12 protein-coding genes are annotated in these 14004 nt (G+C 41.4%); 7 read left to right on the top strand and 5 right to left on the bottom strand.

Annotation, left to right across the window (positions count from 1 at the left end):
• Positions 1-143: 143 nt before the first annotated feature.
• Positions 144-551, top strand: coding sequence for a hypothetical protein (locus V7L29_RS24185; RefSeq protein WP_334688694.1), 408 nt, complete (start codon positions 144-146; stop codon positions 549-551).
• Here the strand turns inward: V7L29_RS24185 and V7L29_RS24180 are convergent.
• Positions 540-1241 carry a hypothetical protein gene (locus tag V7L29_RS24180; RefSeq protein ID WP_334737036.1) on the bottom strand — a complete coding sequence of 234 codons (702 nt, stop codon included), beginning with the start codon at positions 1239-1241 and terminating at the stop codon, positions 540-542. The two genes, V7L29_RS24185 and V7L29_RS24180, sit on opposite strands and share 12 nt — an antisense overlap.
• A 625-nt stretch (positions 1242-1866) precedes the next feature.
• Here V7L29_RS24180 and V7L29_RS24175 point away from each other — a divergent pair.
• Positions 1867-2640, top strand: a complete 774-nt coding sequence (locus V7L29_RS24175; RefSeq protein WP_334737035.1) for a hypothetical protein — start codon at positions 1867-1869, stop codon at positions 2638-2640.
• Positions 2641-2831: 191 nt separating this feature from the next.
• Here V7L29_RS24175 and V7L29_RS24170 read toward each other — a convergent pair whose 3' ends face one another.
• The 4 genes from V7L29_RS24170 to V7L29_RS24155 form a co-directional block, all read right to left on the bottom strand.
• Positions 2832-6605, bottom strand: a complete 3774-nt coding sequence (locus V7L29_RS24170) for a beta strand repeat-containing protein (RefSeq protein ID WP_334737034.1) — start codon at positions 6603-6605, stop codon at positions 2832-2834.
• Positions 6606-7450: 845 nt separating this feature from the next.
• On the bottom strand, positions 7451-8335 hold the full coding sequence (locus tag V7L29_RS24165) for a hypothetical protein (RefSeq protein ID WP_334688689.1): 885 nt from the start codon (positions 8333-8335) through the stop codon (positions 7451-7453).
• A gap of 70 nt (positions 8336-8405) precedes the next feature.
• Positions 8406-8996 (bottom strand): DUF1517 domain-containing protein, encoded by a 591-nt coding sequence (locus V7L29_RS24160; RefSeq protein WP_334737057.1) that lies wholly within the window; start codon positions 8994-8996, stop codon positions 8406-8408.
• 68 nt (positions 8997-9064) lie between these two features.
• Complete coding sequence (locus V7L29_RS24155; protein ID WP_334737056.1) at positions 9065-10627, bottom strand: pentapeptide repeat-containing protein; 1563 nt, start codon at positions 10625-10627, stop codon at positions 9065-9067.
• A gap of 70 nt (positions 10628-10697) precedes the next feature.
• On the opposite strand from V7L29_RS24155, the gene V7L29_RS24150 reads away from it, so the two are divergent.
• The 5 genes from V7L29_RS24150 (at position 10698) to V7L29_RS24130 (ending at position 13989) form a co-directional block, all read left to right on the top strand.
• On the top strand, positions 10698-11537 hold the full coding sequence (locus tag V7L29_RS24150; RefSeq protein ID WP_334688696.1) for a prephenate/arogenate dehydrogenase: 840 nt from the start codon (positions 10698-10700) through the stop codon (positions 11535-11537).
• Positions 11538-11866: 329 nt separating this feature from the next.
• Complete coding sequence (locus tag V7L29_RS24145; RefSeq protein ID WP_334737033.1) at positions 11867-12157, top strand: hypothetical protein; 291 nt, start codon at positions 11867-11869, stop codon at positions 12155-12157.
• Positions 12158-12354: 197 nt separating this feature from the next.
• Positions 12355-12483, top strand: coding sequence for a hypothetical protein (locus V7L29_RS24140; RefSeq protein WP_334737032.1), 129 nt, complete (start codon positions 12355-12357; stop codon positions 12481-12483).
• A gap of 338 nt (positions 12484-12821) precedes the next feature.
• The gene (locus V7L29_RS24135) at positions 12822-13751 is read left to right on the top strand and encodes a polysaccharide deacetylase family protein (RefSeq protein WP_334737031.1); all 930 of its coding nucleotides are present in this window, start codon (positions 12822-12824) and stop codon (positions 13749-13751) included.
• The gene (locus tag V7L29_RS24130) at positions 13717-13989 is read left to right on the top strand and encodes an ABC transporter permease subunit (protein WP_334737030.1); all 273 of its coding nucleotides are present in this window, start codon (positions 13717-13719) and stop codon (positions 13987-13989) included. Before V7L29_RS24135 ends, V7L29_RS24130 begins: the two co-directional genes overlap by 35 nt.
• The last annotated feature ends 15 nt before the right edge of the window (positions 13990-14004 follow it).

Here is a 14004-nt window from a genome sequence, read left to right as displayed (position 1 = left end):
AGGTGAAAAGCTGAGAGAGTTACTCGATGCAGAAAAAGCAGCAGTCCGTCCGATTAAACTGATAAGGATGAAAATAGCAGATCGAATAAGCTAACAAAAGTCCATTGTCTAATAACTAATGACGAATGACTAGAGTGAATAACATAGTGCGGTTAATTTTGACAGCAATATTGCTAGTGCTAGTGACAGCTTGTGGCAGTATTGGACTGCTACCAACTAGTGAGTTAGTGCAAAAAGCGATCGCACTTGGGCTAGAGCAAACTCAACAAAAACTTAGCCAGCAGTTGGATCTAGATTTTCAAGGATTTGAAATCAAGCGGCTATCAATTACCCAAGAACAACCCCTAACGATTGAAAATTTACCAGCTTTCCACGTTCGGGGAACCTACGATTTAATTCTAAAGCTACCAAAACGGCGCTTGACGCAACCAAAAAAACCTTTTGACGTTTACCTGCAAATTCAGCAAGAAGGCAAAACCTGGCGATCGCTAATTCTAGAAAAAGGTAGTGAAAGTACTCAACCAACTTGGCGCAGTTATTTAATTGAGTAAACCTGGTACTTTTTTACGGTTGCGTAAGAATTGTAAACCAGTAGCACAAACACCAAATGCCAGTAAACCTGAAAGAAAACTGGGTTCGGGAACACTAGTAGTAGATACAGAATTTATACCTACAGCAAAGTCTTTATTCAAGTCTACATTATCAGCAAATGAGCTGTCGGCAGCACCAATAAATATAAATTTTGCATCAATGGGAACTTGTACAATAGCCCCATTAAAATCTACACGTGAGATATAAAAAATACTATTATCTAAACACTGCAATGGAAGACAACCGTTAGGATGAATTGCATTAATAGCACCAGGAACTCTATCAGTCGTTGCACCATTATACTCTCCACTGCTTGGTAGCAATCTACTGTCAGTGCTGAAAGTAGCCCACATTGCACCAAAGTATTCGTCAGTCGGATCACCAAAGGGTGAAAAACTGCCAAACCGTTCCAGTTTAATTGTGTCCCCGGAATTAATTCCCAAATCTATTAGAGAAAAAGGTACGCTATCAGGACTAAATGTATATGAGGAAATAAAACTTGCACTGGGGTCGATGTTGAATTTCGATGCAAAAGCTTGAGCAGAATCAATTTTGAATAATAGTACTAAGCTGAAGGCAGTTCTAGCAGTTGCAACTGATAATTTGGTGAATAATTTAGGAATTTTCTGATTTCTCAAAAAGGTTGACATAAGAGTTCTTACAAATTGTTAATTACTGAAGTCAAACAGAAAGTGAGGTATCAAGTAAAAAATCAGCTATTTTACTGTTTAATTTAAATTTGCAAGTATCTTTAAATACTTATTTGTAAAACTATCTTATAAAATTTAAAATTGTCAATCTACCAATAGCTAGTTGACAATTGATAAAAATACTAAATCACAGCTTTTTATCTACATTTTGCTTGATGAATTCAAATCTCCTTACGAGGGCGAAAGTTCTGCGCCGCCTCTCGCAAATTCTGATAAGTGATCGTATGAGGCTATTGTTCCAAAGTCAATGCCACAAACTCTTCGGATGGAAAAACTTTTTATCGGTAATTAACACTTAAAAAGTTCAAGAAATAAAGCTAAGGCATTTACGCTACTTTGTCGAAGTTGCAGAATAACTACATTAAAGATTTTTGAAGTTTGAATTCTCCACAGTAGGATATGTGCAACTAGAAAAACTATCACAAGCATTCTGAATACAAAAATTTGGAACTTTGAATTCCGCAAAGTGGGATATGTGCTACTATAAAAACCATCACAAGTATTTCCGTATAATTGCCAGGGCAAGTCAGGATCGAGGTGATAGTTTCACCAAAGACAGGGCAAGATGTATATTAACTTTTTCATCAGTTCTATTGCTGGAATTGTGGTTGTAGTGCTAACGGCTTTTGGCTTACTGCAATGGTTGCACATCCCTGCTGGTAACTTTCTTGATTGGGTGATTGGTGGTGCAAGTTTTTGGTGGCTGTTGGTAATTGTTACTGTACCGTGGAATGTACATTTTCAAGCCAAAGAAGTCTTAGCAGAAGCAGCACAATCCCAGGAGAAAGGAATTCCAGTCGATGAGAAACAAGTGAAATATGTCACAGTGTTGGCAAAGCGATCGCTCTGGGTTGCCATTGCTTTACACTTATTCTCAACCGTTGGTCTTTATACTCTTGCTGCCACTGGTATTAGTACGGTAGGGTATATAAGTTCTGGTGCAGCTTTGTTATTAACAATTCTGCGTCCAGCGATTCGCGCTTATGAGTATTTATATGCGCGGTTAACGATGATTCGCCAAGAATGGAAGTATCCGCGCGAAGATATTGTTGAACTGCGCGATCGCTTCTCTATATTGTCACAAAAAATCCAGTCATTGGAAGATCAACTCAACCCTGAACAACCTTATTCCTTACCGACAACTCAACAACGTTTTGCCGAAGAAACTCGCAGAGATTTAGCTCAAATTGCGGCTAATTTAGAAGAATTACGGGCGACAAATCAAACGGAACATGAGCGTTTGGCCAGAGAAGCCAGAAATGTGATCGCCCAACTTTCCACTGACGGGCAATTTCTCGATCACGTCCGCGAAATTATTCGATTTTTTAAGACTGCTTAATTATTGCTTTAATAGTTATAGCACTTATCGTTTGTATACAATACACTTTGACTTCTCTTGTAAAGGAGAGAGGCTTTGACTTTACTCCCCAACACTAGCAAGGAAGGGGCTGTTCTTGTTAGGTCGAGGGCAAACGCATGTAAATTACTCACAAACTGTAGCGGTTGATGACAACAGAGCGTTAATTTCGATTAACCAGCAACAACAACAAAATTGTTGTTGGTTAATGACAATCCACTCAAAAGTTGGGCAATTTTTACCTGACTAAACCCAGATTTACTACCATCTTGGTCAAAGTACAGTCCACCTGTAATGTTGTCATAGATAAATCGTTGATTGCTTGTCGTTGCTGATGTTCCCAGGGTAAACTGATTAGCTGAAAGTGAACCTATTGATAGCCCGCCACCAAAATAAAAAGCTGATATCTGAATCAAGTCATTAGTGGCGTTGAAGTCATAAAGATTGTCAACACCTTCATTGTAATTATCGAAAACAAAGGTATCAGTCCCATTCCCTCCAATTAGGCTGTCATTACCCTCTCCACCTGTCAGGGTATCATTGCCATTGCTCCCCACAATCAAGTCATTGTAGTTTGTACCTGAGATATTTAATCTTTCAATATTGTTGTAATTAACTAGATACTTATCTGCCGTAATCGATCCAGTGTTAGTGGTAGCATTATAAGTTGAAGTGATCCCTTTTGTACTAGAGTTGTCAGAGTCAAACATTGACAAGAAATCGTTACCATTACCTCCATTTACCGTTTGAGTCGCTAAATCAGAGGGGACATGATCTGAGTATGTGATGCCTAAATAGAAGAAATCATTGCCATCACCCCCAGAAAGGAGGTTATTACCTCTTGCACCGGTAGCCTCCAAGGTATCGTCACCAGCGCCACCGTTAAGGGTGTTATTAACTATGGAAAGAGTAGGGTTAATGTAAGGGATGTAAAGAAAATCATTGCCATCGCCCCCAGAGAGCAGATTATTGCCTGTTGAACCGTTACCATCCAAGGTATCGTTACCCGCACCTCCTTCTAGGGTGTTATTGCCTGTGTTAAAATCTATGGAATGAGGATCTTCGGAGATGTAAAGATAATCATTGCCATTGCCTCCAAAGAGCAGATTATTGCCTGATGAACCGTTATCAGACAAGGTATCGTTACCTGCACCTCCTTGTAGGGTGTTATTGCCTGTGGAGAGAGAGTTGAAGGAGTAGCCAGATATGTTAATGTAGCTGCTAGAGATGTCAAGAGAATCATTGCCATCACCCCCAGAGAGCAGATTATCGCCTTTTGAAGCGTCAGCACTCAAGCGATCGTCACCGGCACCTCCTTCTAGGGTGTTATTACCTTTTGAACCGCTAACATTTAATATATCGTCACCAGCATCTCCGTCAAGGATATTATTGCCTGCACCGCCAATCAGAGAATCATTGCCTGCACCGCCAATCAGAGTATCATTGCCTGCACCACCTCTGAGTATGTCATTACCACTCAATCCGTCGATAATGTCATTACCGCCTTGACCATTAATGACATCATTAGAGTTGGCAAAACCTGTAATATTGTTATCGAGGTCATTCAGGAAAGTAACAGTGTTCTTATTGAACAGGTTCGTTTGAGTGGAATTTGCATCAAACACATCAAAACTGTCAGTGACACTAGTTTGACCATAAAAGAGGATATTGTCAATAGCAGATCGTGAAGAAGTTGCTGGCAAATTATCGAGGTTTTCTAAGAGGAAGTTTTGCAGAATGACTTTGCCAGCAAAATTTTCAAAAGTGATTTCTAAGTTGTTGCCATTTTGAGTTAGTTGCAGATTTTGAGGAGTCAATTCATAACTTGTAAATTTCAAGGTGTCTAAGGAGGCAATCACCATTGCTGAAGGATTTGAGCCTTTACCCACACCACCAAAATCGGTAATAGTATCAGTATTTTTGCTGTAAAAAAAGTCAGCGTTGTAAACAAATTCATCATTACCAGCGCCACCAGTTAGAGTATTATTACCAAAACCCCCGGAGAGCGTATCGTTGCCACTGTTCCCCACAATGTTGTCATTGTAACCTGTACCTGAGATATTTAATCGTTCGATATTCTTGTAATTAACCTGATTCGTACCCGACCTAATTGAACCAGTGTTAGTAGTGGTATTGTAAGTTATTGCGATCGGCGCATTACTGTCGTTTTCACCGTTATAATTGACGGACAGTACATCGTCACCCTCACCCCCATCTATGGTATCATTGCCAGCATAGCCTGTGGAGAGGGTATCGTTGCCACTGTTCCCCACAATGTTATCATTGTAACCTGTACCTAAAATATTTAATTGTTCAATATTCTTGTAACTAACCTGATTCGTACCCGCTTTAATTGAGCCAATGCTAATAGTAGGATTAAATGTTGTTGTAATTCCCTCTGTAGCATTATTGTAATTGACGGACAGTAAATCGTCACCCTCACCTCCGTCTATGGTATCATTGCCACCATTGCCCGTGGAGAGGGTATCGTTGCCACTGTTCCCCACAATGTTGTCATTGTAGTCTGTACCTGAGATATTTAATTGTTCGATATTCTTATAATTAACCTGATTCGTACCCGACTTAATTGAGCCAGTGTTAGTAGTGGCATTGTAAGTTGTTGTAATCCCTTCTGTAGTAGCGTTGTAATAACTGTAATCAACGGACAACAAATCGTTACCCTTACCCCCATCTACCGTTTGATTCTCTAAATTTACATAGAAGGAATCATTGCCATCGTCCCCAAACAGGAAGTTATTTCCTGTTGAATTCTCAGCATTCAAGGTATCGTCACCAGCACCACCGTTAAGAGTATTATTGCCTGTAGACAACAATATATCATCATCGTTGTAAGTGGGAATACTAGAGATATCAAGATAATCATTGCCATCGCCACCTGATAGCAGGTTATTGCCTGATGAAATCCCAGCCATCAAGTAATCGTTACCAGCGCCACCGTTGAGGGTATTATTGCCTGATGAGATAAAATTAGGATCTGCTCTATAATTAAAAACACCAGAAGTGGAGAGAGTATCATTGCCATTGCCACCAGATAGCAGATTGTTGCCTTTTGGAGATTCAGCATCCAAGTAATCTTCACCAGCACCACCGTTGAGGGTGTTATTGCCTAATGAGGCTGTATAATTAGAAGGATAATTATAAAGTTTTTGAGAAATGGAAGAGGTGTAAAGAGTATCATTACCATCGCCACCAGATAGCAGGTTATTACCGGATGTTGCCCCAGCATTCAAGTAATCGTCATCAGTGCCACCGTTGAGGATGTTGTTGCCTGTTGAATATTTAACATCTAAAGTATCATTGCCCACACCACCAATCAGAGTATTGTTACCTGCGCCACCTCGCAGTAAATCATTGCCACTTTTGCCGTCAATAAGATCATCACCCCCCTGACCATTGATGACATCATCTGAGTTATCAAAGCCGTTAACATTATTGGAGAGGTCGTTAAGGAAGGTGATTGTATTCTTATTAAAGATAGTACTTTGAGTGGAGTTGGCATCGAACACATCAAAGCTGTCTGTAATGGTAGTTTGCCCAGAAAACAGGATATTGCCCGAGTTGACAGTTGCTCCTGTAGATAAGCTTAGGTTATCCAGGTTTTCTAAAGCAAAGTTTTGCAGGATGAGTTTGGGACTATCCTTTGCGTCAAAGGTGATTTCTAGATTGCTGCCATTCTGGGTCAGCACTAAATTTCGAGCAGTTAAGCCATAGTCACCCCCAGCGAAATTCAGGGTGTCTACTTCGGCAATGACTGCTGCTGATGGGTTTACACCTTTACCTACTCCACCAAAATCGGTGATAGTAACACTACTATTGTAGCTAGAGTCGTAAATATCGTTGCCGCCTCCACCAGTCAAGGTGTCGTCGATGTCGTCGTAGCCACCGCTTAGGGTATCGTTACCCTTCGTTCCAATGATACTTGCCATAACTTTTACCTACCTCAATCGATTTTTTCAGTAATTTCAGTTTGGAATGGAGCTGTTAATGGGACTTAAACAAAAAGTAGCTAGAAAAAAGCCTAAAATTTATATGCGGATATGTATTTTTCTTGCCTTGCATGGGTTTAAAGCTTGTTTCTGCCTCAAAATTGTTTAAGTCGCGTTAGTGCTGTTTTCAGGCACAAACGCCCCTAAAATTTGATGTTGTTGGCATACTTTAACCCAACACTGACCATATACTACCGTATTTACTTAGATGTGTTTGGTTGCAGACACATCTTTGCATATTCTTCACATTATTTACTGATAAATTTACGTAAAAATATTTTGATTTATCCACTATTTGCTAAAGGCTATTACCAATTGGTATAGCATTTGTAACCAAGAAATTTGCGATCGCAGACATTACTGCTTCTACCTCCAAAGCACAGATCAATCACATGACCTTTGTTCTCAAAAATTCTCCAATTAAATGGCACTATAATTAATCCCACCCACATTCCGCCCTTTAAGTGTCACACTCAAATAATTAAGCTCATCACTTAGGCAACACAAGTATTTCAAACTGATTTGGTAATCTTGAACTACTCAACTCTATTCTCAAATAACTTAAATTCTTGAGAAGATATTTAGTGGTGCTCGCTATGATTCCTGTTGCTTCGTGGTAATTACCTGATGTGCCAGTTGAAAGTGCGGAATGTAAGATTAATAATTCCTCCTCACAAATAGCATCGATATAAAGAGAAGCCGGAGGTTTGACTTATTACCCTCCGGCTTCTTTGTGTACAACTACCTTTACTTGTTAGGCAGTCTTTTATTAAACTTGAAATTTCTTAACGGCGTCTGCTGCCAAAACCAGTTGAGCGGCGTGGTGCTGTACTACGACCACTACCAAAACCACTACCAGAATTGCGTCTGATAGTGCTGGAGTTACCAGAGGGTCGCAAGGTACTACTACCAAAACCAGAACCAGAAGGACGGTTATTACCTGTAGTGCTACGCGGTGTATTGCGTATAGTTGAATTTCCAGGATATGACCTTCTAATTGTCCCTGTATTGCGGAACGCAGTGCGATTTGTCACGGCTGCGGGTGGCGCATTGTAGCGAGTTTGGTAGTGTTGAACTGCTTGGCCATAGCTTGTGCCATATCCACCGAAGCCACTTAATCCTTGTCCTGGGTAATAGGCAGGAGGTACATAATACTGGGGTCTAAACAACATACTACCAATTGCCTGACCCGCCAAGCTACCAGCCACAGACCCAGCAAATGGTGCCCAGAAGCTATTTTCTCGACGGACTACAACCGTCTCTTGTTGTCCTGTTTGAGGATTAGTTTTATTCTCGGTAACGTTGTGGACATACTCAATTTTAAAGTCTTCCGTCAGATATAAAATCGGTTGTCCTTTTTCTACCTTTAGATAGGTTTTCTTACCCTGCTTGATTTCATCATCAGTTAAGCGTGCCATTTGCAAATTTTCGGTTGCAAAGGTTGGGGGATTATTATTAAGTAAAAACAGGCTGTACTCACCAGTTGCATCGTCGTAAGTAGCTTGTTGTATTTGATACTCTCCGTTACTCAGTTTTGTGCTACTAGAGGTTTGGTTAACGTTCCTAGCTGGAGGAGTGGTTTGATTTTCCCCACCACAAGCGACAGTTGTCAGACACAAACTCAGAGCTAAAAAAACGGCTGTAAATCTACGTACTATGGTCATGATCATTGGATTATTGTCCTATCTCTGAGCTTAACAATTTCTTGATGTGAGTAGTAAGTACGGACTACCCAACAGATTACAAAGGAATCAATTCTGGGTAATATTGCAACAGTTGATCGCTAGTGAGTTCATCGCCTAACTGTGCTGGCGAGAAATGCACTTGGATTGCCTTCAATCTATGTTTATAATGCAAATTTATCAATGCTTTCAATCCTTCCTTAAGTGCCTGAGAGTTAGAAAGATCAGTTTCTAACTCTGGTACTTCTCCTTCATAAGCTACTGTAATCATCACAATGACGTTGCGGGTTACAGGTATAGATAAAGGTTGATTCAATCCATCAGAATTGTAATCTGGTTCACTGAGATATCTTTGGGCAGAGTCAGTAAATAATTCATTTACATAATCTCCTGCCTCGCCTTCATCCCAAAATACATCACCTTCGTTGGCAGCAGAAAGCCAATATTCATCGTATTGCAGCAGGGTTTGACTAATTTCTACCAATCCTTCTCCCAAAACTTCTAAGTCGCCATCAACATCGATCGCATCCCGTCCAGCACTATTTAATACTCCCAAAATTGGTGCTACCTCACCTCCCCCTAAATGCAGAAATAGGCGAAAGACTACATAGCGAGTTCGACCGATCATTTTATTAAAGGTATCGCGCATTTTTTCCTCCATAAATTTATTTTTTGTCATTTTTCATTTGTCCAATAAATAAGACTTAATGCCCATGACTAATGACTAATATAGTGAAATCCTTTGACAAAATCCGTAATCATATTTAACGAAGGCAATATATATTTTGTTGATTCATGTGATAGATAATCATCAGCTGAAGTATTGACAGAGCGATTAATAAATCTTTTACCAAAGTTAGGATTGTCATGGACAATCAAAGTGTAGGCGCTGGAATTCGTTAAAACTATTTGGGTTGGGGCTTTACAAAAATTTAACTTTGCGGCTACTTCGATATTTTTTTTCATCTGTTTAATTGTTGTAGCCTGACTCATGGCTTGCTCTACAAGAATATTTAATTGTTTTACCATATGGGACAATTTTAAATCTTGGTTCGCAACAACCTTATTGTTAATTATTTCTACAATACTGGAAATATTCTTTTGGGTAGATACCACATCTAGAAAGGGAAGAATCACAATGTAAGCAGTGGAAAATAATGCTTCGTCGCTATCTAGATGAAAGGTGAAAACAGTTCGACGACGCCCACTTTCGATGCTTGGGGGTTGTTTCAGCCCCCGGTATTCCTGAGCAATTTGGTAGTAAGCGCCAGCAAGAGCAAAATTGGCTTCGTGTTCTAGGGCTGCATCAACAATAATTCGGATTGTTGGCGGTGTTTCGTTAAAAAAATCTCGTGAGTCTTCGGAATGGAACTTTTGGATAATGGAGCGATCGCCTGTGGGGCTAAGATCAACCCATTCACAAGTCATGCCTTCAGTTTTTAAACCAAACCTGGAGGTGGCATAAAGTTTTGCCCCAGTTAAAGTTGCTCCTGTTAAGTCAGCACCAATCCATTCCGCCCTAATTAATTTTGCCTGAGTCAAATCGGCGTGGATTAAAATTGTATTCGTTAAATTCGCATTGCTTAAATCTGCGCCAATTAAATTAGCCCCGCTCAATTTTGCGCCGCTCAAATCTGCCCAGCGGAGGTTTGCGCTGCTCAAATCTGCCCACCGGAGGTTTGCTTTGCTCAAGTCTGCCCCGCTCAGGTTAGCATGGCTGAGATTGGCTTGTCTGAGTTCAGCATCTCGCAAATTTGCGCCGCTCAGGTCAGAACGACTCAAGTCACTGGCATTTAAGTTAGCCATCTCCAAGTTGGCTCCCGTCAAAAAAGCGCCTCTCAAGACGGTCTCACTCAAGTTAGCGTGACGGAGATTCGCTTGGCGGAGTGTCGCCTCTCGCAGATCAGCACTGGTGAGGTCAGCTTCCGACAGGTCAGCGCGACTGAGGTCAGCCCGAATTAACTCGGCGCGGATCAACGACGCTCCTCTTAGTTGAGCGCGACCCAAATCCGCTCGAATCAAATTAGCAACGTTGAGACTGGCGTTGTTCAAAATGGCGCTGCATAGATTCGCGCCACTCAATCTGGCTACATTTAGCTTGGCATTACTCAAGTTAGCTTCACTCAGATTCGCGCCACTCAGGTTGACTATACTCAAATTAGCACCGCTAAAATTTACACCACTGAGTTTGACCCCACTCAGGTTAGCTTCCGCCAGATCAATACCACTAAAGTCTAAGACTCCTGTCGCATATTGTTTTAGTAATTCCTCTATAGTCATTGATGCTACCCCTTGGATGCCAACTTTGATAGTTGGTAAACTCATAAAAAACGGAATGTCAAAATCAAATATGAATATTGGGATTTTAGGACTGGGACTGATAGGCGGATCTTTGGGTTTTGATTTGCGATCGCAAGGACATCATATCTTAGGAGTCAGTCGCCGTGAAGCCACCTGTCAAAAGGCTGTTGCGCTCGGCAGTGTTGATCAAGCATCAGTTGATCTGAGCCTATTGGCAGCCGCAGAAGTTGTATTTATTTGTACACCTCTCGCCCTTATTGTGCCCCAATTTGAGCAGTTGATCGCTCATTTGTCTGTCGCTACCGTCGTGACTGATGTGGGTTCGGCGAAAGCACAAATAGTCAAGGCGATTTCTCCCCTTTGGGATAATTTTATCGGCGGTCACCCAATGGCGGGAAAAACAGACAGTGGCATAGAAGTTGCACAACGGCATTTATTTGTCGATAAACCTTATGTATTGACACCGATAACTACAACACCAAACAGTGCAATTACGGTGATGGAAGAAATTGTGCGATCGCTAGGAGCGAATATCTACTATTGTCAACCTGAGCAACATGACCGCGCTGTTAGTTGGATTTCCCATTTACCTGTAATGGTTAGTTCCTCGTTGATTGCTGCTTGTTTGAGTGAAACTGACTCCGATGTTTTGCAATTAGCCCAAAGGTTAGCTAGTTCAGGTTTTCGGGATACGAGTCGTGTGGGTGGTGGGAATCCAGAGTTGGGTGTGATGATGGCGCGGTATAATCGTCAAGCATTGCTGCGATCGCTGCAACAATATCGTCACAATCTCGATGAGTTGACTAACTTAATTGAGCAAGAAAATTGGGCAGTTTTAGAGGAAAAGTTTAAATCAAGGCAACAAGCACGACCTAGTTTTGTTGAATAGTTGTCGGGTGTGTTCAGCTATCGATAACGCACTCATTTTCACATTTGGCGCTAATTTTTTTGCTTGTTTATCGTTCGTGCAGCGTCTTGATCCGTGCAGCGGCGACCATAGGACAAGGAGTAGATTTAGTTTAGTGTTTCATAATTTATTCAGACGCTCGCGGACTCGCTACCGCTGCGCTATCCGCCAGTCGGACTTCAATACAAGCAAGAGAATTCTGACAACTGACGCCTTTATTCTTTTGTGATAAAATCTTTGAAAAATGCTACTCAACAGTTTGATAGTAATCAAATCGATGTAGTATACAAATAAATTTACAAAAATCAACAATGGTAGAACGCCCAATCAAGAAATCGGAGCGTCAGTCCCAAGGAAGCACTGACAACAATTCCGAAAATTCGGATTCTATAGCTCCTATTGAATCCAACCACAAAAGCTCAAAACCGAGCCGTAATCGTTCGTCTGGCACAGGGAAAAAAGCATCCTATGGGGATGAAAACAGGCAGCCAGTGAATCCTGCCCTAGCGCGTGGCCCAAAACCTGTTAAACCTCCAGCCAAAGTCAAAACAGAAGAAGTTGAAATCGAATCGGAACCTATATCTGAGGAGTCTCAAGACTAACATTATAAGTGCTGCGTGTAACGTGAAAGTCTATAAGCAAAAAGCATAATTTGTCATTGCGAGCGGAACGTAGAGAAGCAAAGCAATCGTAAAGTCTAGATGTTGCGATTGCAACTCTTGGAAACCAAGGTGAACATTCCGCTCTGCTTCATACCCTATGGAAAGGCTGATGCCAACGCAATGACAACTAACGATCCTTGGTAAATTTGCTTGCATTGGGATGCTCCCCAGAACTAACTGTTAAAGCAGCACCTATGTTATTAATTGCTGTTGGTTTAGCTGTGTGTTTTCAAGCCCAGGTGTGTAATATTGGTGCAGAAGAATAGTTTACTATCGGAGCGATTTGTAGTAATGCGGTTGCTTGAGCATTTCCTAACATCAATAACTATGGTTTACTGCTACTTAGCCTGATAGCTTGTATGTTGGGCGGCGCTATTGGGGGAAGCATTTTCGCGGGCCTACGGGCACAGCAATGCTGTGCTCCTACGATAGATGTGGTTCAAATACATGAAAACTGCTGTAAGAAAAAGTGAATTGCGAATTAGAGTTGACTAATACTTCTCTACGAGAGGCTACGCCAACGGCTTACCTCGGCTCCGCTCGGCACAAGTCGCTCAGTACAAATGACTAATGACTAATGACTAAATATTTGAGGAGATTTAATGTGTCTAGTCGTAAATTATCTTTACTGAAACTAATAATTATTATATTGGTTACTGGTGCTGGTAGTTTAGGTATCAGTTTGCTTTTAGCTACAAGCGGATTTGAGCATTTGTTGGGAAATATAAAGCCAAAAAGCGAGAGTGGTAAAGCGAGTCAGGACAAGCTGACGAGTGCATCTGCACAGAATATCAGCCTAGTAACAAACCAGATCAATGAAATACCAAAGCCTTTTCAGGGAACAATCGTTTATCAAGCGAAACTGAAAGCAAACGATAAAGTCATCGCCTTGACCTTCGATGATGGTCCTGGCCCCAAAAATACGGCACAGATTTTAGAAATTTTGAAGACAAATCATATCAAGGCGACATTCTTCATGATTGGACAAATGGTGAAATATTTTCCCCAAGTCGCCAAGCAAGTGGCTGCTGATGGTCATGTAATTGGTAACCATACATGGCATCATTGGTATTTTCAAATGGATGGAGCGACTGCGGCTAGTGAAATTGATCGCACAGCAGACATCATCTACAAGACGACAGGAGAGAAAACGACTCTGTTTCGCCCCCCTGGCGGCTTTCTGAATAATGGACTAGCTGAATATGCCAAAAACCAGAAGTACGCTGTCATGATGTGGTCAGAAGAGTCGGGAGATGCTGAACGTCGTTCGCCTCAAGTGCCAATGCAGGTCGAAAATGTGCTGAAATATGTAAAACCAGGTGCAATTGTACTGATGCATGATGGGGGCGGCAACCGTTCTAAATCTGTCAAGGCTTTACCAAAAATTATCGCAGGTTTGAAAGCTCAAGGCTATCGATTTGTGACGATTCCCCAACTTTTGGAAATGCAAGCCCAAGAACAACATCTGGCGGAGGTAGCTTCACCTACGGTTACAAAGGATGAACATCCAAATAATCAGCTTAATCATCAGTGATACGCTACGGGCAACTACACCTCTAATTTTGGCAGTGCTAGGTGAATTAGTGACCGAGAAATCGGGGGTGTTAAACCTGGGTGTTGAGGAAATGATGCTGGTTGGGGCTGTGGCTGGTTTTATTGCTAGTTCAGTTACAGGTAATATTTACTTAGGATTATTCATAGCACTAATATCAGCAGGACTTACGCAAAAACCCTCTCAAACTCTCGTTTCTCCGTGTCGCGCCAGTTGCTAAAGAGCGGGAATGCTA

It is taken from the genome of Nostoc sp. (genome assembly GCF_036916575.1).
Classification (GTDB): domain Bacteria; phylum Cyanobacteriota; class Cyanobacteriia; order Cyanobacteriales; family Nostocaceae; genus Nostoc.
Note: the sequence above shows the minus strand (reverse complement) of the source record. Positions and strands in the feature narration are given on the sequence as shown.

Excerpts from the sequence above, each read along its gene's own strand:
- V7L29_RS24130 (WP_334737030.1), top strand. The coding sequence starts at position 13,717 with ATGAACATCCAAATAATCAGCTTAATCATCAGTGATACGCTACGGGCA.
- V7L29_RS24145 (WP_334737033.1), top strand. The coding sequence starts at position 11,867 with ATGGTAGAACGCCCAATCAAGAAATCGGAGCGTCAGTCCCAAGGAAGC.
- V7L29_RS24150 (WP_334688696.1), top strand. The coding sequence starts at position 10,698 with ATGAATATTGGGATTTTAGGACTGGGACTGATAGGCGGATCTTTGGGT.
- V7L29_RS24170 (WP_334737034.1), bottom strand. The coding sequence starts at position 6,605 with ATGGCAAGTATCATTGGAACGAAGGGTAACGATACCCTAAGCGGTGGC.
- V7L29_RS24175 (WP_334737035.1), top strand. The coding sequence starts at position 1,867 with ATGTATATTAACTTTTTCATCAGTTCTATTGCTGGAATTGTGGTTGTA.
- V7L29_RS24180 (WP_334737036.1), bottom strand. The coding sequence starts at position 1,241 with ATGTCAACCTTTTTGAGAAATCAGAAAATTCCTAAATTATTCACCAAA.
- V7L29_RS24155 (WP_334737056.1), bottom strand. The coding sequence starts at position 10,627 with ATGACTATAGAGGAATTACTAAAACAATATGCGACAGGAGTCTTAGAC.
- V7L29_RS24160 (WP_334737057.1), bottom strand. The coding sequence starts at position 8,996 with ATGCGCGATACCTTTAATAAAATGATCGGTCGAACTCGCTATGTAGTC.
- V7L29_RS24165 (WP_334688689.1), bottom strand. The coding sequence starts at position 8,335 with ATGATCATGACCATAGTACGTAGATTTACAGCCGTTTTTTTAGCTCTG.